This window comes from Aminipila sp., assembly GCF_032051575.1.
In the GTDB taxonomy this organism is placed as follows: Bacteria; Bacillota; Clostridia; order Peptostreptococcales; family Anaerovoracaceae; genus Aminipila.
The window spans coordinates 35,136-56,080 of record NZ_DAMBYD010000011.1 but is presented as its reverse complement, the minus strand read 5'-3'; the positions used below and the strand labels follow the sequence as shown (position 1 = coordinate 56,080).

Annotated in this window: 18 protein-coding genes; 8 read left to right on the top strand and 10 right to left on the bottom strand. The window is 36.1% G+C overall.

The annotated features are described in order from the left end of the window. Positions 1-9: 9 nt before the first annotated feature. The 6 genes from hisG to RTW14_RS14945 all read right to left on the bottom strand — a co-directional run bounded on the left by hisG (position 10) and on the right by RTW14_RS14945 (position 6,863). Positions 10-639, bottom strand: coding sequence for an ATP phosphoribosyltransferase (gene hisG, locus RTW14_RS14970; protein ID WP_312653100.1), 630 nt, complete (start codon positions 637-639; stop codon positions 10-12). Next, positions 632-1,756 (bottom strand): ATP phosphoribosyltransferase regulatory subunit, encoded by a 1,125-nt coding sequence (locus RTW14_RS14965; RefSeq protein ID WP_312652858.1) that lies wholly within the window; start codon positions 1,754-1,756, stop codon positions 632-634. The genes hisG and RTW14_RS14965 overlap by 8 nt, the downstream gene beginning before the upstream one ends. A 176-nt stretch (positions 1,757-1,932) precedes the next feature. Then, positions 1,933-2,952: a type I glyceraldehyde-3-phosphate dehydrogenase gene (gene gap, locus RTW14_RS14960; protein WP_312652856.1), complete on the bottom strand. Its 1,020-nt coding sequence runs from the start codon at positions 2,950-2,952 to the stop codon at positions 1,933-1,935. An 86-nt stretch (positions 2,953-3,038) separates the two neighbouring features. Further along, the gene (locus tag RTW14_RS14955; RefSeq protein ID WP_312652854.1) at positions 3,039-3,698 is read right to left on the bottom strand and encodes a GntR family transcriptional regulator; all 660 of its coding nucleotides are present in this window, start codon (positions 3,696-3,698) and stop codon (positions 3,039-3,041) included. Positions 3,699-3,810: 112 nt separating this feature from the next. Further along, positions 3,811-4,938: an isocitrate/isopropylmalate family dehydrogenase gene (locus tag RTW14_RS14950; RefSeq protein ID WP_312652852.1), complete on the bottom strand. Its 1,128-nt coding sequence runs from the start codon at positions 4,936-4,938 to the stop codon at positions 3,811-3,813. A gap of 2 nt (positions 4,939-4,940) precedes the next feature. Further along, positions 4,941-6,863, bottom strand: coding sequence for an aconitate hydratase (locus RTW14_RS14945; protein WP_312652850.1), 1,923 nt, complete (start codon positions 6,861-6,863; stop codon positions 4,941-4,943). Positions 6,864-7,129: 266 nt separating this feature from the next. Between RTW14_RS14945 and RTW14_RS14940 the strand changes: the two genes are divergently transcribed. Further along, entirely contained in the window at positions 7,130-8,710 is a 1,581-nt protein-coding gene (locus tag RTW14_RS14940; protein ID WP_312652848.1) for an NCS1 family nucleobase:cation symporter-1, read from the top strand. Between the two features lie 33 nt (positions 8,711-8,743). Then, positions 8,744-10,147, top strand: coding sequence for a dihydropyrimidinase (gene hydA / locus RTW14_RS14935; protein WP_312652846.1), 1,404 nt, complete (start codon positions 8,744-8,746; stop codon positions 10,145-10,147). On the opposite strand, the gene nth is transcribed toward hydA, so the two are convergent. Beyond that, on the bottom strand, positions 10,142-10,774 hold the full coding sequence (nth, locus tag RTW14_RS14930) for an endonuclease III (protein WP_312652844.1): 633 nt from the start codon (positions 10,772-10,774) through the stop codon (positions 10,142-10,144). The genes hydA and nth overlap by 6 nt on opposite strands. Before the next feature lie 180 nt (positions 10,775-10,954). Here nth and RTW14_RS14925 point away from each other — a divergent pair, with 180 nt between their 5' ends. Genes RTW14_RS14925 through RTW14_RS14915 form a run of 3 tightly spaced genes read left to right on the top strand, consistent with a single transcriptional unit; the run spans position 10,955 to position 15,854 of the window. Continuing rightward, the gene (locus RTW14_RS14925) at positions 10,955-12,082 is read left to right on the top strand and encodes an efflux RND transporter periplasmic adaptor subunit (protein WP_312652842.1); all 1,128 of its coding nucleotides are present in this window, start codon (positions 10,955-10,957) and stop codon (positions 12,080-12,082) included. Between the two features lie 18 nt (positions 12,083-12,100). Next, positions 12,101-15,247 carry an efflux RND transporter permease subunit gene (locus tag RTW14_RS14920; RefSeq protein WP_312652840.1) on the top strand — a complete coding sequence of 1,049 codons (3,147 nt, stop codon included), beginning with the start codon at positions 12,101-12,103 and terminating at the stop codon, positions 15,245-15,247. Further along, positions 15,240-15,854 (top strand): TetR/AcrR family transcriptional regulator, encoded by a 615-nt coding sequence (locus RTW14_RS14915; RefSeq protein WP_312652837.1) that lies wholly within the window; start codon positions 15,240-15,242, stop codon positions 15,852-15,854. Before RTW14_RS14920 ends, RTW14_RS14915 begins: the two co-directional genes overlap by 8 nt. Positions 15,855-15,936: 82 nt before the next feature. Here RTW14_RS14915 and RTW14_RS14910 read toward each other — a convergent pair whose 3' ends face one another. Both RTW14_RS14910 and RTW14_RS14905 read right to left on the bottom strand, forming a co-directional pair. Beyond that, positions 15,937-16,437, bottom strand: a complete 501-nt coding sequence (locus RTW14_RS14910) for an SEC-C metal-binding domain-containing protein (protein ID WP_312652834.1) — start codon at positions 16,435-16,437, stop codon at positions 15,937-15,939. 15 nt (positions 16,438-16,452) lie between these two features. After that, positions 16,453-17,427, bottom strand: a complete 975-nt coding sequence (locus RTW14_RS14905) for a homoserine dehydrogenase (RefSeq protein ID WP_312652832.1) — start codon at positions 17,425-17,427, stop codon at positions 16,453-16,455. Between the two features lie 191 nt (positions 17,428-17,618). Here RTW14_RS14905 and trmL point away from each other — a divergent pair, with 191 nt between their 5' ends. The 3 genes from trmL (at position 17,619) to gap (RTW14_RS14890) (ending at position 20,752) form a co-directional block, all read left to right on the top strand. Then, complete coding sequence (trmL, locus tag RTW14_RS14900) at positions 17,619-18,089, top strand: tRNA (uridine(34)/cytosine(34)/5-carboxymethylaminomethyluridine(34)-2'-O)-methyltransferase TrmL (protein WP_312652830.1); 471 nt, start codon at positions 17,619-17,621, stop codon at positions 18,087-18,089. Between the two features lie 96 nt (positions 18,090-18,185). Beyond that, on the top strand, positions 18,186-19,637 hold the full coding sequence (gene rpoN, locus RTW14_RS14895) for an RNA polymerase factor sigma-54 (RefSeq protein WP_312652828.1): 1,452 nt from the start codon (positions 18,186-18,188) through the stop codon (positions 19,635-19,637). 98 nt (positions 19,638-19,735) lie between these two features. Beyond that, positions 19,736-20,752, top strand: a complete 1,017-nt coding sequence (gene gap, locus RTW14_RS14890; protein ID WP_312652826.1) for a type I glyceraldehyde-3-phosphate dehydrogenase — start codon at positions 19,736-19,738, stop codon at positions 20,750-20,752. Here the strand turns inward: gap (RTW14_RS14890) and RTW14_RS14885 are convergent. Beyond that, positions 20,712-20,945, bottom strand: a 234-nt coding sequence (locus RTW14_RS14885) for a hypothetical protein (protein WP_312652824.1), incomplete at its 5' end; no start/stop codon positions are given. The two genes, gap (RTW14_RS14890) and RTW14_RS14885, sit on opposite strands and share 41 nt — an antisense overlap.

The following is a 20,945-nucleotide window of genomic DNA, read 5'->3' as shown; positions in this document are numbered from 1 at the left end:
CTAATCTCCTTATTCTGGTTTTGGACATTGTAGCTTTACTTCGTTACAAAGGGTTTCAATTTGTCCGCTTTTGAACTTAAAACTGGCCTTGTTTGCAATAAGCCGAGCACTTATAGGAATAATGGTTTCAATAGGCTCTAGATTATTTTCTCTTAATGTTGTTCCTGTTTCAACGATATCAACGATGACATCTGAAAGGTTTAAAATGGGAGCCAGCTCAATGGACCCGTTAAGCTTTATTATATCAATGTCACGACATTGCTTACTGTAGTATTCCCTTGCAATGTTCTTAAATTTAGTTGCTACTCGAAGAGTTCTGTCCGTATTATCTCTAAAATCCTTTTTGGCAGCTACTGCCATACGACATTTCCCAATATTTAAATCAAGAAGTTCATAAACATCAGGTGTGTATTCTATTAAAATATCTTTACCTGCAACCCCTATATCAGCAGCACCCCTTTCTACATAAATCGCGACATCAGAAGGTTTCACCCAAAAATAACGGATGCCTGCTTCTTTATTTTCAAAGATTAACTTCCTATTGTTATCATCGATAGAAGGGCAGGGGTATCCTGCAGCTTCAAACATTTTATATACTTTTTCACCAAGTCTGCCTTTTGGCAGAGCTACATTAATCATTTGATTCAAGGATTTCAAGCCTCCCATCTTTTAGTTGAAGTAATTTTTTGTATTTAAGGACTTTAGAAACAGACTTTTGTACCTGGACACTTTGGCCAAGGCTATTTAAATCTTTCACTACTTGGGTTAACGCTTTAATATCCGTGTCAGCATCATACAGGAGGACAATATCTATATCGAAGGGCTTTTGCGAGTAATTCAAATACTCCAATAGGTCAACATACACTGCAAAACCGATGGCGGCTGAGTGCTTACCCATTTTTTTCATAAGCTTGTCATATCGTCCACCTGAAAGTACAGCCGAAGGAATACCATCAATGAATCCTTGAAAAACGATGCCATTATAGTAATTCATCCCATTGACTATGGAAAAATCAATTTGTGTATTTTCAAATCCGTTAAGTTTTAATATGTTACATATGCTTTCTAATTCTGATATAAAATTACTCATCTTTGCATTAATACTAAGATCTTTCAGCTTGTTCATCACTGTGTCCATTGAACCGTATATGGAAATCAGTGCAATAAGTTTTTCACATAATTCTTCATCACTGTCAGTTTGTTTACATATATTTTCTATACCGTGAATGTTCTTTTCACTGATGTATTTAAAAACCATTTTTTCCTGACTAGCAGTAATATTTAAACCTTCAAGCATTTCGGAGATAATACCCATATGAGAAAGGGCGAGAATGTTATTAATACTGATGTTTTCAAGACTTTTAGAAGCAAGCAGAATTACCTCACACATATGATAAAGGTCTATGTCACCAATACACTCTAAACCTGTCTGCATTAATTCTTTATACGTCTTGGTATCTTTTGAAACCCGGTAAATGTTTTCACTATAATATATTTTTTGTATGCAGTCTGGCTCTTCTTTTAAGTTTTTTATAATAGATAGTGTAACATCAGGCTTCAGTGCCATAAGTTTGCCATTGGTGTCTGTGAAAGTTATAATATTGTCGCTCAGTAAAAAATCTTTGTTGCGAACATATAGGTCGTATTCTTCAAATTTGCCCATTTTGAATTGAGAATAGCCATAGTTTTCATAAAGATCCCGCAAACTTAAAAGGGCTTTTTCTTCATTATTTAAAATACTTTCAGTTATATTCATTTTAGGCTTCTCCATATCTGTGTTAATTGTCATCTTGATTTACTTATATACCACGGTAACAATATACCACGTTAATGTAATAAAGTAAAGAGCTAAAATAAAAAAGTTGTGAAAAAACACAAAAAATCGATGTAACATAGTGAAATGCCACATCGATTTTATAATTATCTTTATTTTTATAAAAGTGTACTTAAATACTTTAAGGTTCTTATTAGCTGACATACGTAGCTGCTTTCGTTATCATACCAGGCAACAACTCTTACTTCATAAACTCCAGTTCCACTTCTTGCAACAAGGGTTTGTGTAGCGTCAAAGAGTGAACCGTATTCCATTCCGATGATGTCACTGGAAACAAGTTCTTCCTCAGTATAACCAAAGGACTCGTTGGCAGCTTTTTTCATAGCCGACTGAACACCTTCAAGTGTAACTGTTTCAGAAGAATCTTTTAGTACAGCATCTAGAATTGTAATGGAACCACTAGCTACAGGAACTCTCTGGGCAGAACCGATGAGTTTGCCATCCAGTTCTGGAATTACAAGACCAATAGCTTTGGCTGCGCCAGTACTGTTTGGTACAATGTTGATTGCACCAGCTCTCGCACGGCGGAAGTCATTTTTTCTGTGTGGACCATCCAGAATCATCTGATCACCTGTATAAGCATGGATAGTCGTCATGAATCCTGTTCGTATTTCTTTATAATCACTAAGTGCTTTTGCCATTGGTGCAAGGCAGTTTGTTGTGCAAGAAGCAGCTGAAACAATGTGATCCTGTTTTGTTAATGTCTTTTCATTTACACCGTAAACAATAGTAGGAAGATCATTTCCAGCTGGAGCTGAAATTAAAACTTTTTTTGCACCTGCATTAATATGTGCCTGAGATTTTTCTTTTGATGCAAAGAATCCTGTACATTCAAGAACAATATCTATATCTAAAGCCTTCCAAGGTAAATTAGATGGATCTGGTTCTTTATAAATTCTTATCTGTTTATCACCCACAGTTATAGAATCCTCGTTAGATTCGATATTGTATTTCGTATATTGTCCTTGTACACTGTCGTGTTTAAGCAAATACGCCAGCATCTCTGGTTTACTTAAATCATTAATAGCCACAACTTCAAAATTGTCATCATCAAAAATACGCCTGAAGGTCAACCTTCCAATTCTACCAAATCCATTAATTGCAATCTTTTTTTTCATATTGCATGTACCTCCTTTATGAAATAGCTTGTGCGATATTTATTTATTTTGTTTATTAGAATAAAAGCTATACACTATTTTGACATTTATTTTGAACGGGATATGGAACTTTCCATATGTATTTTCATAGCTAAAGCCCCAGCCTCAATATCTTTATTTTTAAATGCTTCAAAAATTGCACGGTGTTCTTCTAGAACTTCTGCAAGATAATTGTCTGGATAAGGTGTAGGCTTTCTACTATGCTTAATATAAATTTGATAGGAAGAAAGCACATGCTGCAGCATTCTGTTGTGTGAAGCCGTATAAATCAACTGATGAAATCCAGTATTAATATTTAACATTTTATCAATATCATTTTTTTGTGTATAGAATTCCATGAATTCAAACGTTTCTTCTAAATCTTCCATTTCATCATCAGTAATTCGCTCGATAGCCCATTTAACTGCTTGAACTTCATATGCCTTGCGGAGTTCATACATATCTGCCATATCCTGAGTGGAAAAACCTATTACAAAAGCCCCACGGTTAGGGATTGTTTCGATAAGACCTTCCATTTCTAACTGTCGTAATGCTTCTCGGACAGGAGTTCTGCTCACCTTGTATTTATCACAAATGCTTTGCTCTGTCAATTTTTCTTCGGCGCGCATTTTCCCTTGAAGAATATCTTTTTGTAGTTTAGAAAAAAGGCTATTGGAAATAGGCAAATTTTGAGATTTTGCATTTTCATTATGTTGATAAAGTACCATTTGTTAAGCCTCCAATAATGACCTTCCATCAATTAAAGAAACAAATTGATGGAAGGTCAGATGCTAAAAAATTACAAATTTAAAGATTGATTTTTATTATAATTACACCGACTTAAATCTGAGATAAAACACAGTCTGCAAAAGCAGCTGCAGTTTCTCCAGATGTATCACCAGTCATATGCTTATTTGTTTGAGCAAAGTTTAATGCAGTTGAAAGTATATCGGCTTTTTCAGTATAGCCTATATGACGGAGCATCATCTCCGAAGCTTTTAATATACTGGAAGGATTAGCATAGTCTGCAAGGCCTTCAGCAACCATTCTTGGAGCACTTCCATGAATGGCTTCAAACATAGCATATTTTGTACCCACATTGGCACTGCCGGCAGTGCCGACACCGCCTTGAATTTGTGCGGCTTCGTCGGTAATGATATCACCATATAGGTTTGGCAATATAAATACGTTAAAGTTACTTCTGATTTGCTCATTTACAAGGTTTGCAGCCATAATATCTACATACCAGTCATCAACCTTAATGTTTGGATAATCTTTAGCAACCCGATAACATAAATCTAGAAATTTACCATCAGTTTTTTTCATAATATTTGCTTTAGTCACAATGGAAACATTTTTATTGCCATTTGCTTTTGCATATTCAAATGCAGCTTTAGCTATTCTTTTCGTACCATCTGTTGTAGTTACCTTAAAGTCAATAGAAATGTCATCGTTTATTTCCACGCCTCTGCTGCCAAGTGCATATTCGCCTTCAGTATTTTCTCTATAGAAAACCCAATTAATATTTTTTTCGGGAATATAAACTGGCCTTACATTTGCAAACAAATCAAGCTCTCGCCTTAGTGTGACATTAGCACTTTCAATGTTAGGCAGATTATCCCCTTTGCTAGGGGTAGTAGTAGGGCCCTTTAAAAGAATATGACATTCCTTTATTGATGCTAGTACATCTTCTGGCACAGTAGCATTTTTAGCAATTCGATTTTCTATGGTTAATCCGTCAATAGTGCGTAATTCAATTTTACATGAAGATAGCTCATCTTTCAACAACTCATTTAAAACTCTTCTGGCTTCTTTTAGAATAACAGGTCCGATACCGTCACCATCAATCATACCAATTACAATTTTATCAAGTTTAGAAAAATCTACAAACTCACTGGAAACCTTCATTTTTTCTACTCTTGCAATCTGTTCTGCAATAATTTTTTCAAAATCTTTAATATATTCCATGCCTACGCTCCTTTAATTGAATTGATTTTTCCACCGCATAAAATCATATTGATTTCTAAGTCAGAAAAGTTTGTAAGGGTTCTGTATTCTTTGCCGTTATCTAAATTCTTTACTACAATGACGTTTTCTTTAATCTGTTGCTTTGCATTTTCTATAACAAGTTTCTGGCCAATAGCAAAATCTTCATAATCAGCAGGGTTTTCAAAAATTAGAGGCATGATACCGCTGTTAATCAAGTTTGAACGATGAATTCTTGCAAATGATTTAGACAAAACAAATTTTACACCTAAATAAAGTGGAGCAAGAGCCGCATGCTCTCGGCTGCTTCCTTGGCCGTAATTTTCGCCACCAATAATAGCACAGCTGCCAACTTCTTTGCAGCGAGTAGAGAATTGATTGTCAATTTTTTCAAAACAGTAGTTTGCCAGATGTGGAACGTTTGAACGATATGGAAGCAATCTTGAATCAGAAGGCATGATATCGTCTGTTGTAATGTTATTACCAGCATGTATAACAACTGTTGCACTTACAGTGTCACTTAAAGCAGTATTCCTTGGAAATGGTTTGATGTTTGGTCCCATTTCAACATCTGTATTGTCTTTATTAGTTCCTTTAGGGTAAATGATAAAGTTATCATTAAACGTAAAATCAACAGAATTAATAGCAGGAAGCTCTCTGCCACATGTCATACCATCAGTAAGAACGCCAGTTATAGCAGAAATAGCAGCCGTCTCAGGACTTACCAGGTAAACATCTGCATCTAATGTACCGCTTCTTCCCTTAAAGTTTCTGTTGAAAGTCCTTAGAGAAACAGCCCCGGATTTAGGGGACTGCCCCATACCGATACAAGGACCGCACGCATTTTCAATAATTCGAGCACCTGCATTAATCATATCAGCCAGAGCACCATTTTGAGCCAGTTTGGATAGTATTTTACTGGAACCTGGTGAAATAACAAGGCTTACATCCTTGTGAATTTTGTTACCTTTTAAAATTGCAGCCACTTTCATTAAATCTGTATAGGAAGAGTTTGTGCAACTACCTATAGCTACCTGATCAATTTTTATATTGCCTATATTTTTAATGGAATCTACATTGTCAGGACTGTGAGGCATTGCTGCTAAAGGAGTAAGCTCTGACAAATTAACTCTCAGAATTTCATCATAAACTGCATCAGCATCAGCAGCTAATGGAACGTAGTCATCGGGTCGCCCTTGTTCAGTTAAATATGCAAGAGTATTCTCATCACTTGGGAAAACAGAAGTTGTAGCACCAAGTTCTGCACCCATATTTGTTATAGTTGCTCTATCTGTAACTGACAGGAATTTTACGCCATCTCCCGTATATTCAACAATTTTACCTACGCCGCCTTTAACTGTTAATTTTTGAAGCACATATAAAATAACGTCTTTAGCAGAAACCCAAGGTCTTAATGTACCAGTAAGTTCCACGTTGATTACTTTTGGGACATTAAGGCTATAGGTGCCTTTTGCCATTGCCATTGCTACATCTAGGCCGCCTGCACCAATAGCAATCATTCCTAAACCACCACCAGTTGGAGTGTGGCTGTCTGATCCTAATAATGTTTTTCCTGGCTTGCCATAGTTTTCTAGGTGTAATTGATGACAAATACCATTACCTGGCTTTGAGAAAAGAACACCATGTCTTTGAGCAACGCTTTTAATGAAGGCGTGATCATCTGCATTTTCGAACCCAGTCTGAAGGGTGTTGTGATCTATATAAGCTACAGAAAGTTCTGTTTGGATTTTATCAACATTCATAGCTTCAAGCTGAAGATAAACCATAGTTCCAGTTGAATCTTGAGTTAAGGTTTGATCCATTTTTATTGTTATTTCATTTCCCAGGGAAAGGGTACCTTCTAGAAGATGATTTTGTAGAATTTTATAAGCTAAAGTATTTCCCATTTAAGTCCTCCTATGTTAAAACTAAAATATTGTATTTATGTATACAATTATACAATCACCATGAAGGCGTGTCAAGAAAAAATCAATATAGCGTAAAAAATATAAAAAAATAGGCGAAAAATGCTTAAACACTGCAATTACAGTTATTTAACTCAATTTTCAAAAAATTTAGAATTAAAAATTAAAAAACTAGTTACATTAGCTAAATTCCGTAATATACATATAAAGTAATCGTTTTTATCATATGATTTAGGAGGTGTTATTTTATGTCACAATGCACACAGGTTGAATGCAATGGTCTATATGAATTAACAGAAGCTGCTCGTGCAGAGCTGGTTAACTCAAAATATTATAATGAAGATCTTGCGCCTTCATCAGTATCTCAAAGAACATGGACTACATATAACATTACCGCTCTTTGGATCGGTATGGCTATTTGTATTCCTTCACTTTCCCTTGCAGCAGCACTGATAGGAATGGGTGTTTCGCCATGGCTTGCAGTTCTAAATGTAGCTTTAGGAAATTTAATTGTTCTTATTCCTATTCAGCTTAATTCTCATGCAGGAACTAAATATGGCATTCCATTTCCTGTATTTTCAAGATTAACCTTTGGTGGCGTTGGTGCACATATTCCAGCCCTGTTGAGAGCTTTTGTAGCTTGTGGCTGGACTGCAGTGCAGGCTTGGGTTGGCGGCGGTGCTGTAGCTGCCATTCTTGGGTGCTTTATCCCATCATTTAGAGACAAAGACTGGGTTATCTCTATCTTTGGTAATCCTTGTCAGGTAGGTCAATTAATTGGATTCTTAATATTTATGGTATTTATTGGATGGGTAGCATATAAGGGCTCTGAGGGAATAAAACTTGTTCAAAATATTGGTGGACCTTTACTAATTGTTGTAATGCTTTGTTTGTTTATCTGGTCCGTTATGACTGCCAATGCAGCAGGCTTTGGTTTTGGGGAGGTTATGTCACAGGGAAATGATGGAGCTTTAATTGAGCAGTTTGGGGGGTTCTGGTATATATATCTTGCAGGATTGACTGGAAATATTGCATTCTGGGCTACTATTGCTTTAAATATTCCAGACTTTTCAAGATATGCAAGATCACAAAAGGATCAGTTTAGAGGGCAGTTGTATGGAATGCCTCTTCCAATGTTCCTTTGTGCATACATAGGTGCGTTCTTTGCTATGTCAACCAAGCTTTCCATGGGAACAGCAATGTTTGACCCAACAAATGTATTTTATTATGTAGACAATAAAATAGCAGTTGTTATTTGCGCTATAGGTGTTGCGGCAGCCACTATTACTACTTGTGTAGCAGCAAATGTTGTTGCCCCTGCAAATGGATTCTCCAATCTGGCTCCGACTAAAATTACATATAGGATGGGAGTCGTTGCTACTTGTATTATTGCAGTCTTAGCACAGCCTTGGTGGATCTATGGATCTGGCGCAGCTTACGTATTTACTTGGTTAAATAATTACGGAACGATTCTTGCTCCAGTGGCTGCTATTTTTATTGCAGATTATTATTTTATCAAGCAAAAAAGAGTGGATGTAGCAGGGCTTTATGCAGGGCCTAGTGGAAGATACTGGTATAAGGGCGGCTGGAATGTTGCTGCTATTATTGCATGGGTGGCCGCATTTATTATACCACTTTTAGGAAATACAGTTATGCTGTACGATCCATCAACAGGAGTAGGACCAAGCTTTATTCAATGGCTGGCAGCTAATGGATATATAGTATCCTTCATAATTGGTTTTGTTGTATACGTTGCTCTTATGAAGAACGATCAACTTTCAATCGTAACAGAAGAAGAGCATGAAGCTATGACAGAAAAAATTGCATAGCTATAAATTCATAAATAACAAGGGGGTAGAAACATGGATTTACTGATTAAGGGTGGCACATTGGTAACTGCTGAATCATCGTTTAAGGCAGATATTGCTGTTTCTAATGGCAAGATTTCAGCAATCGGAACCAATCTAAAGCCTGAACAGAAAACGGAAGTAGTGGACGCAAAGGGGAAGCTTATACTACCAGGAGCAATTGATGGTCATACACACTTGGCAATGCCATTTGGTGGTACGGTTTCCACAGATGACTACTACTCAGGAACAAGGTCTGCTGCATGCGGTGGAACTACTACTGTATTTGATTTTATACTTCAAGCAAAGGGAGAACTTATGCTTGATGCAATTAAGCGGAGAAATGATTTGGCAGCACCTGATGCTGTGGTTGACTATTCTTTTCACATCGGAGTGTCAGATGTTTCAACTAAAGAATTACTGGACTCTATGGAAGATGCCGTTAAAGCGGGTATACCATCATTCAAAGTATTTATGGTATATGATTTTGGCGTAGATGATGGGTCTTTTTATAAAGTTTTGCAAAAATCCGCTAAAATTGGTGCATTAGTTGGGGTCCATGCTGAAAATAGAGATGTAAATAATGTTCTTATTCAGCAGTATCTTGGAGAGGGAAAAACAGATGCCTGGTGGCATTACATGTCTAAAAATGAACAGGTTGAAGGAGAAGCTGATGTAAGAGCTATAAACCTTGCTAAAATGGCAGGAACGTCTCTTTACATAGTACATCTTGCGAATAAGCAGGGAATGGAGGCAGTAACTCAGGCCAGGGATGAAGGCTATCCAATTTTTGCGGAAACTTGTCCTCAATATTTGCATTTTACCAGTGATGTCTATAAAAGAAAAAGAGGCAGAGACTTTGTTTGCTCACCACCAATGAAGGGTAAGACATCGCAAGATGCTCTTTGGGAAGGTATAAAACGTGGAGACATCACAACTATTGCTACCGACCATTGCCCGTTTACACAGGCTGAAAAAGATTGGGGAATAACCACTAAGGATGGTAAACCGGGTAATTTCACTACCATTCCAAATGGGTGTGCAGGCATTGAGAATATGTATCCTTATATGTTGTCAGAGGCAAATAAAGGGAAAATTACTTTCAATAAAGCTGTGGAACTTTGTGCTGCAAACCCAGCTAAGTTGTTTGGTCTTGAAGATCAAAAGGGCAGTCTTCAAGTCGGTCTGGATGCAGATATTGTTATTTATGATAAGAAGAAAGACTTTGTCATAACAAATGAGGATATGCATGGTGAAACAGACCACACTATTTGGGAGGGTGTTAAAATAAAAGGATACCCCGTTGCTACCTATAGCAGGGGCAGGTTAGTATTTAAAGACGGTGAATTTTTAGGTGATAGGGGCGGCGGAAAGCTTATTAAGTGCAAACCTATTAAGTTTAATGGCCCACAATTATAAATTATAGGATTTACAGAATGCGGAGATTGCACAATCTTCGCATTTTGGTTTTCTTGCATCACAGCAATAGCGGCCATGAAAAATCAGACTATGGTGAGCTCGTGACCATCTTTCTTCTGGTATTACTTTCATTAGAGCTAGCTCTGTTTTTAATACATCTTTTTCATGAACTAAACCTATGCGGTTGGAAACTCTGAAAACATGAGTGTCTACAGCTATCCGTTGGTGGCCAAAACCTACAGACAATACTACATTGGCGGTTTTACGTCCTACACCAGGCAATGCGATTAGTTTGTCGTAATCTTCAGGGACTTGTCCGTTATATTCTGAAGCTAAAGTTTTACATAAAGATAAAACATTTTTAGATTTTGTTTTATACATACCTATTCTTTTTATTATATTTTGAATGTCTTCCTCTATGGCTTGTGACATAGAGAAAGCATCCGGATATTTTCTAAATAACTCTTCGGTGACTAAATTAACACTTTTATCTGTAGTTTGTGCGGAAAGAACTACCGCGACTAAAAGCTGAAAGATTGAGTTATGATTTAAAGCACAATCAGCATCTGGATACATTTCTTCTAATTTATCTAAAAGTTCATTTATTTTTTCTTTAGTGAATTTCATGTTTCTTTTACCTCCATTTTTTTATTATATACCCATTTAAACAATTAATGTAACAATAAAAGTACAAGTTGCCGCACTATGAATCATTGACATTGGTATATTTTTGAATTATTATATTAAAGTCCGACCAATGGGTCGGCTTAGTATTTAACAGACATACTATTTTAGGGGGTAAGCATTTTGAAAAAAAATAAAGAAACATCTACTTTCAGCGAAACGGCTGAGAATAATACTTTAGAAGTATTAGAACAAAAACCGAAAAAGAAAAAGACAAAGATTATTACAATTATTGCTGTAATATTTATAATAGGTCTTGTTATTTTTAGAGTTGTATCTTCTATGGCTGCACCAGAGACTGAAAAAGAATCTGTAGTTAATGTGAAAACGGCTTTAGCAGAGAAAATGTCTATCAATACGACTTCTCCGATTACTGGAAGAGTTGAACCTATAGAAGAAGTAAGTATTGTTCCTCTTGCAACCGGAAAGATAACTGCAGTTAATGTGGATATTGGAGATAAGGTTGCTAAAGGAACAACATTATTTCAAATTGATGGAACACAATTTGCCACTACATTAAATAAAGCTAAGGAAGGGCTAAATGTTGCTAAGTCTTCTTATGACAGAATCAGTGCCTTATATAAGGAAGGTGCAGTATCTTATCAAGATTATGAGAAGGCTCAGTCAACTTATTTAAATGAACAGCAGAATTACACTGCAGCCAGTGATTCTTACAGCAATTGTACAGTTACTTCGCCTATAAATGGGTATGTAACATCTAAAAATGTAGCAGTAGGAAGCATTGCCTCATCGGCTGCACCCGCTATGACTGTGGCAAATGTAAGTACATTACAAATAAATACCAATGTTTCAGAGTATATAGTTAATGATTTAAAGGTTGGTGATACCGTTGATGTATACATATCAACATTGGGGAAAGATGCGTACAAAGGGATTATTCAAGCAATTTCACCAGCACCGGCTGCTGGAGAGCTTACTTATCCAATAAAAATATCAATAAGCGATGACCAAGGTAAAATTAAAGCTGGTATGTTTGCTGAGATAAGAATTGTTTCAGAAGAAAAGAAGAATACTCTCTGTGTACCTTCAGATAGTGTAATCATGAAAAATGGCACAGCTGTAGTGGTTACTCTGGATAAGGGCAATGTACCAAAATATAATGAAGTAACTACAGGTATAGATAATGGTAAATACGTGGAAATTCTTTCAGGTATTAAAGAAGGCGACACAATCGTTATATCCGGTCAACAGTATGTGACAGAGGGCGCCCCTGTTAATATTACAAAATAGTAGAATAGAGGTGTAAATATGAATTTAGCTAGTATATCCATAAAACGACCAATAGCAACTGTAATGCTGATGTTGATGGTAGTTGTACTGGGTGTTTATTCTTTGATTGGATTACCACAGGATTTATTTCCTAAGATAGAATATCCATATGCATTGGTGATGACTTCCTATGGGAATGCATCACCTGAGGAAGTTGAGAAAATGGTAACTGAACCATTGGAGAAGGCTCTGGCTTCTGTTGAGGGATTGGATAAAATGAAGTCCATGAGTATGCCAGGTCAATCAATAGTGATGATACAGTTCCAAATGGATACGGATATGAACTTCGCAACTTTAAATATGCGTGAAAAAATAGCTATGGTACAAAGTTATCTGCCTGATGACGTGGGTGATCCTATGGTTATGAAAATGGATATGGGTGCGATTCCTATCACACAGATTTATGTGTCGGGAGATATGCCGTTAAGTCAGTTAAATAACCAGATAGAAGATAATGTGGTAAATTATCTGGAAAGAGTTGCCGGTGTTGCTTCCGTTACTGTAATGGGTGGCGTTGACGAGGAAGTTGCCGTGAAAATAAACCAGGACAGACTGTCAGGATATGGCTTATCTTTAGCACAGATTGCACAAATTTTAGCAGCTGAAAATATAAATATGCCCAGTGGTGATGTATCAAAAGGTGATACTGAAATCGTAGTAAGAACTATGGGCGAATTTAAGTCTGTTAATGATATTAAGAATTTGCCTATCACATTAAGTGACAGAAGCATAGTTAGGTTAGGGGATATTGCTTCAATTTCTGATACATATCAGGACCAGGAATCTATCAGCAGGATTGATGGAAAAACTGCAATAGGTATATTTATCACAAAACAATCAGACGCAAATACAGTATCAACCTCTAAAGCAGTAATAAAAGAGATGAAGCTGCTACAGGAGAAGTTCCCAGATTTAACATTCACGGTAGGATTTAATCAGGCTGATTTTATCCAGAACTCTATTAAATCTGTTTCTCAATCAGCCATAATGGGAGGATTACTTGCGGTACTCGTGGTATTCCTGTTCCTTAAAAATATGCGTTCCACTTTAGTAATCGCTTTATCTATACCAATATCGTTGTTAGCTACATTTGCACTGATGAATGCACGTGGAATGACATTAAATATGATAACCTTATGCTCTCTTACTATAGCAGTAGGTATGCTGGTAGATAACTCTATAGTAGTGCTTGAAAATATATTCAGAATAAGGCAGGAAACCAACTGTGCTGAAGAGGCTGCTGAAAAAGGAAGTAAAGAAATCTTTCTTGCCATTGTTTCATCTACACTTACTACAGTAGTTGTATTTCTACCAATAGCCCTTAGCGGTGGTATTACAGGTATGATGTTTAAGGATTTCTGCTTTACGATTATTATAGCTTTAATGGCTTCTTTGGCAGTAGCTATTACTGTTGTACCGATGCTTTGCTCTAAATTATTAACAAGAGGTTTGTCTACCGAATATATACGTTTAGGCAAACATCGATATAAGTTTAGATATCTGCAGAAGTTTACACAATTTATTGAGGAATTAAAGGAATCTTATGAACAATTTATGCGAAAAGCATTAAAAATGCGTAAGCGTATTATTGCCATTTGTACAGCTATATTCATCGTTTCAATAGTTTTAGTAGGAGTTGTAGGTACAGAGCTGATGCCGGAATCTGATGAGGGAACCTTTACTATAAATGTAGATGTACCATATGGTACATCCCTTGAAGATAAAGATAAAATTCTGACTAAAATTGAAAATTATGCTATGACTATTCCAGAAATGGAACATTGTACAGTGGATATAGGGCAAACAAGTATGATGTCTTTCGGGGACAGCTGTAGTCTAAGTATTACTTTAGTTGATAAGCAGGAGAGAAAGCGAAGTACTAAGGAGGTCGTAAGACAAGCCAAAAAGGATTTAGCTTATTTTACGGGAGCTGAATTGGAAATAAAAGAATCTTCATCCATGTCTTTTGGAGATGAATCAAATTCTGACTTGTCTATTGATATAAAAGGAAAAGAATTGGATGAATTGGATAAAATTGGAAGTAAACTTTGCAAACAGATTGAAGCAGTGGATAATGTTGTTTCGGCGGAAGTAGACAGTTCAGAAGGAGATCCAGAGGTAAAAGTAGTTTTAGACAGGGGCACTGCGGCTTATTACGGAATTACAGCATCACAGCTTGCTAATGGATTATCCACTGCTCTTTCAGGATCCACGGCTACTAAGTTAAAAATTGATGGCGAAGAAATCGAGGTTAATCTTTCCTTACCGGATGAATATGGTGATTCAGTAGATAATATGAAGCAAATTGTAATTACAGGAGCTTCAGGCATGTCGGTTCCTGTAGGCCAGATTGCAGATTTCGAATTTGGCAATTCACCAAGCAGTGTAAACAGGATGAACCAGCAAAGATATATAACTATTGCAGTAGACATACAGGGGAATGACTTAAGAAAAGTATCTCAGGATGTAATTAAGATTGTAAATAACTACCAATTTCCTGATGGATATTTTTATGAAAGTGGAGGGGAACAGGAACAGATGATGGAATCCTTTAGAAGTCTGTGCTTAGCTTTAATTGTTGCTCTTGCTTTGGTATACTTAATATTGGCTGCTCAATTTGAATCGGTTACATTGCCTATAATGGTTATGATGTCTATACCATTTGCTATGTCAGGAGCATTTTTAGCTCTATTTATAACGGGTACGGCTTTATCCATGGTATCATTTTTGGGTTTAATCATGCTGGTTGGTATAGTAGTAAACAATGCTATCCTATTGGTGGAATTTATTAATCAGAACAAACAAATTATGGGTAGAAATGAGGCTCTTGTACAGGCTGGAAAGATGAGACTGCGACCAATACTCATGAGTGCAGGTACAACCATTATTGGGATGATTCCTATGTCAATAGGCATAGGCGAAGGAGGAGAGACTCTTGCGCCAATGGGAATATCCATAATAGGCGGGCTAATAGCATCAACCATAGTTACATTAATTTTTGTTCCTGTATTATACTCTATCTTTGATGATAGAAAGTTCAAAAAAGAGGAAAAACGTAAAGCTCATTACGAAATGGTCTCTAAACTTGAAGCAAAGTGGCATGAAGAGGACTTAAAAAATGTATAGCTGTAAAGAAACCAAAAAGCAAAAAATATTAGAAGCTGCTTACCTGTTATTCAGTGAAAATGGATATAAGCAGACTAAAATTTCAGATATTGCTGCTACAGCAGGTATCGGTAAGGGAACTGTTTATGAATATTTTGACAGTAAAGAATCTTTGTTGATAGAAATTTTTTCAACTGGCATTGAAGAATATATGGCTGAGTGTGAAAAAATAGTGCAATCAGAAGGTACTCAGACTGAGAAATTGATGAAATTAATAAAGCTTGAATCAAAGTACACTGAGGAAAATGGGACACGAATGATGAAGTTATCCATGATGATTTTGGATACTAGTGATGGGTTGTCAGTTGGTTTTATGAAAAAAATGAGCGACCTTTGGAATGATAAATATAGATTTGTTTATCATATTTTAGTTCAAGGCATGGATAAAGGTGAATTCAGAAAAATCAATACCGAGATTGCTGCTATATCCATAATGGGAACGGTAGGAGGATATTTGAATATCAAATATGGATTTAGCACATTGCCTGACATAATATTACCGCTTAATGTGAATAATCTTGAAATTCAGGAACTTATAGAGCTTATATTAAAGGGAATCCAAGCCTGAAATTAGTATGAAGGATATGACATTTGCATTATGCCAGTACAATAAAAGCAGTTGGAAAAACCAACTGCTTTTTGCATATTTATTATTTATTTGCACCACAGCACTTTTTATATTTTTTGCCGCTTCCGCAAGGGCAAGGATCATTTCTACCAGGTTCTTTTTCTTTTACTACAGTTTTTGATTTTTTGAATTCTTTTATGATTTCTTCTCTCTTTTCTAAAGGAAGAACTTTGTCCCAGGCCGGAATTGAATATAGATAGTCAGCCTCAGCACCAAGCATATTGAAGAAAAGCTTTTCAAAATCGATGTTTAGCTTAATTTCAGTATTTTCATCATATTCTTCAATTTTCATTTCATTCTTTAAACTTGTATTAATACCATCGAGAAATCCCATAAATATAACGGGATCTGCCTCATATTTATCTACAAGTTCTTGAAAAGTTCCTGCAGGAACTTTTTTATGATTATCTAAGATATCTGTATAAATCTTTGTTTCTGTAGAACTATATTTTTCCCAAAAATCAGTGAATGTTTCATCTGTCTGATTATCAATCAAATTTTGCCACTGTTCATATAAACTCATTTGTTTTCACCTCTATTATTTATTATATAATTTTTTTGCAATTTCAAGTACATCACCCATAACAGCACTTCCTGTTGGGAGAGGACCAGCACCTTTGCCATAGAACATTAACTCGCCAACTGCATTCCCAGTTACATATACAGCATTAAATTCGTTACTTACAGATGCAAGAGGGTGGGAGTTATTTAGTAACATAGGTTTTACGCTATAGTCTATTTTATCCCCTTCTTTATGAGCATAAGCGATAAGTTTTATTTTGCTGTTTTCAGCCTTTGCGGCTTCAATATCGTTTTGTGTAATGCTGCTGATTCCTTTTGTTGGGATATCTTTTGGAGCCACATAGGTATTAAACATTATTGATATAAGAATGGATAGCTTATTTGCAACGTCGATACCTTCTACGTCTGCAGTTGGATCAGCTTCTGCAAATCCCAGCTCTTGAGCCTTCTTAAGTACATCATCGTATTTTAAACCAAACTCAGTCATCTGTGTGAGAATGTAGTTCGTTGTGCCATTTACAATCCCCTGAACTTCAACAAAATCATTAGCCTGAAGAACCGTGGTAAGAGCATTTATAATGGGGATTCCTCCTCCTACACTAGCCTCATATCTAAATTCTACACCATTTGCTTTAGCTACATCTGTTAGTTCCTGAAAATTCGCAGCTACAGCCGCTTTGTTGGCGGTTACTACACTTTTCTTATTTTTCATCGCGTCAAGCATAAAAGTAGTAGCGGGCTCAATGCCGCCTAAGAGTTCGATAACGATGTCTATATCAGGATTCTTAAAAATTTCATCTGGATCTTGTGTAAATTGCTCTTGGCAAACAGTGATATCTCTTTCTCGAGTGGTATCTCTTTCTAGAATTTTACTGATTTCAAGATTAAGACCGGTTGCCTTAGTAATTTGCACTTTATTCATTTCAAGGGTTTTATAAGTGCCAGTTCCAATGTTACCTAAACCTAGTAGTCCTATTTTAACTGTTTTCATTTTTATACCTCCAAGATAGTTTCGTGCGGCAACGCCGTTTTAAATCGTAGAAAATATTATATACTATTTAAATGGGTTTGTCTTTAATTTTTTCGATTTTTAGAAAGTAAAGGCGTAAATAGTGTTTTTTTGTATTAAATATGCTAAACTATATTCGTATATAAGTTGATTTTAGAATGGAAGGTGAAAATATGGCAATTCACATAGTATTTGTGGAACCTGAGATACCGCCAAACACAGGAAATATTGCAAGAACTTGTGCGGCGACAGGAAGTGTACTTCATTTAGTAGAACCGTTAGGTTTTTCTATAGATGATAAAAGTGTTAAAAGAGCGGGGCTGGATTATTGGCCTTTTGTGCAGTTAGAGGTGCATCAAAGCCTCGAAGCTTTTATGGATAAATATGGAAAAAGACAGCTTTACTTAGCGACTACAAAGGGTGGACACAGATATACAGATGTACAGTTTAAGGATGAAGACATGATTTTATTTGGAAGAGAAACAGCAGGCCTCCCAAGGGAATTTATTGCACAGCATAAAGAAAAGGCTATAAGGATTCCAATGAGTAAGGATACTAGATTAAGGTCATTGAACTTATCCAATTCAGCAAATATAATACTTTTCGAAGCATTAAGACAGCTGGGGTTCCCGGAGCTTGACTAATTTTTCTAATTATTATTAGTTTGGGGTGGAAATATTACTATTTTGTAGTATAATTATTTTGAGTAAGTTTGCTTATATTGTGATTTGAGGTAAGATATGAGACTTGGATATGATTTAACAATTGAACAAACACAGAAACTTGTAATGACACCGGAGTTGATTCAAGCTATTCAGATATTACAGTTTAATACACAGGAGCTGGACAACTACGTTGAAGAACAGCTTCTAGTTAATCCTGTGCTTGAACAAGGAAACAGTCACTCTGAGCCAAGTGAAGCCAATGAGACGGCAGAGACTGTAACAGCTTTAAGCGAAAAAACTAGAGAATTGAACAGTGAAACATTAGGCAGTAATGAGCTTAGCAGTAATGAATGGGCTGAACATATAAAAGAAAGAGAATACGACGATATTAGTTATAAGCAGGGAGAGTATTCCAAGGATGATAAAGAATATTCTTTTGAGCAGTTTGTTACATCAGATGTAACATTACCAGAGCATTTGATGTTTCAATTACAGTTTGCACCGATAAAACAAAGCTGTCGTACCATTGGAAAGTATATAATAGAATCTTTGGATGATAATGGCTATATGACGCTTACTAATGAAGAAATTGCAAGGGCGTTAAATGTATCTGAGGAAAAGGTAAACATTGTACTGGACGCTATTCACAGTTTTGATCCCGCAGGGGTTGCAGCCATGGATTTAAAAGAATGCTTACTAATTCAGCTTGAAAATAGAGGCGAACTAGATGAGATGGTAGAACGTGTCATAAAAGATTATCTTGAAGATATTGCGGCTAACAGGCTGGCTACAATTGCTAAAGAAGTGGGGATTACAGTACAAGAAGTACAAGAAATAAGTGATTTAATAAGAAGTCTAGAACCAAAACCGGGGAGACAGTTTGCATCCCAGTCAACAACCAGATATATTGTACCTGACATCATTGTAGAAAAGGTGAATGGTGAGTATGTTGTTACTATAAACGAAAGCAGTACGCCTAAGCTTATGGTGAGTTCATATTATGAAAAGGTACTGCGCGAATCTCAAAATGATCCTAATTTAACGAAATTTCTTTCAGGAAGATTAAATTCTGCCATATGGCTTATTAAGAGCATCGAGCAGCGCAAACAGACGATATTTAATGTGGTAAGCGCTGTGGTAAAGTATCAGCAGGAATTCTTTGATAAAGGATCAAAATATTTAAAGACTTTGACCTTAAAGCAGATTGCAGAGGAAGTAGGAATACATGAGTCTACAGTAAGCCGATCTATAAATGGAAAATACATGCAAAGTCCTAGGGGAGTTTATGAAATAAAATATTTCTTTACAAGCGGTGTATCAGGTACACAGGGAGAAGGCATTTCCTCTCAAAGCATAAAAACTTTTATAAAGGAAATAGTATCAGGAGAGAATCCTAAAGCCCCTTACAGTGATCAGGATATGGTCAAGCTTTTAAGTGACAGAGGTATAGAACTTTCTAGACGTACTGTTGCAAAGTATCGCGATGAGCTGAATATTCTTTCATCTTCAAAGCGAAAAAGATATTGATTATTAATTATGGTTAATAATAGATAATTGCTAATGATTTAAGCAAAATATGAGAAATTTAAAATGTAAAGAGCAGAGAATGCTAGGAGGAGAAAAAAATGGCGATTAAAGTTGGCATTAGTGGGTTCGGTCGTATCGGACGTGTTGTAATACGTGCAGCAATGGATTTTGAAGATATTGAAATCTGTGGAATCAATGTGCGTAATGCAGATTTAGAGTATATGGTTTATATGCTTAAGTACGATACAATTTTTGGAAGATTTCCAAAGAGCCTGGAAGTATACGAAAAGGGAATTGTTATAAACGGCAAAAAAATCCCAGTATACAGTGAAAGTGATGCCGAGAATATTCCTTGGACAGAATGTGGAGCAGAGTACATAGTAGAAGCTACAGGTGCTTATGTTACAACAGAAACTTCTATGAAGCACATTAAGGCAGGTGCAAAGAAAGTTATTATATCAGCACCAGCTAAAGACAAGGAAACTCCTACTTATGTAATGGGTGTTAATCATGAAAATTACAATAAAGATATTCATGTAGTATCTAATGCATCATGTACAACTAACTGCCTTGCACCACTAGTAAAGGTACTTGAAGATAACTGGGGTATTGAGCAGGGACTTATGTCTACAATTCATGCGGCTACAGCTAAACAGAAGGTTGTTGATGCTCGTTCCATGAAGGACTGGAGAACTGGGAGATCTTCATTTGGTAACATTATTCCTTCATCAACAGGAGCTGCTAAAGCAGTTGGTCTTGTCATTCCTTCAGTGCTTGGGAAGCTAACGGGTATTTCTTACAGAGTTCCTGTAGCAGATGTTTCTGTAGTTGACCTAAATGTGCAATTAAAGAAGTCTGCAACTTATGATGAAATCTGTTCTAAGGTTAAAGAAGCTTCAGAGGGAAAAATGAAGGGCGTTATTGAGTACATTGATGATGAAGTTGTATCCAGTGACTTTATAGGCGATGCTCATACTTCCATTTTTGATGCTAGGGAAGGTATTATGCTTAATGACAAATTTGTAAAGCTGATTGCTTTTTATGATAATGAATATGGATATTCTAGCAAAATACTTATGTTGATTCAGCATATGTATAAGGTAGATAGAGCATAATATCAAATCTGCAAATTAAGAAATATGATTTTTTAGCATCTGACCTTCCAGCAATTTGCTTCACAAATTGGGATAGGTCATTATACGATAAAAATCCGGCAATTAAGAAATATGATTTTTTAGCATCTGACCTTCCAACAATTTGCTTCACAAATTGGGATAGGTCATTATACGATAAAAATCCGGCAATTAA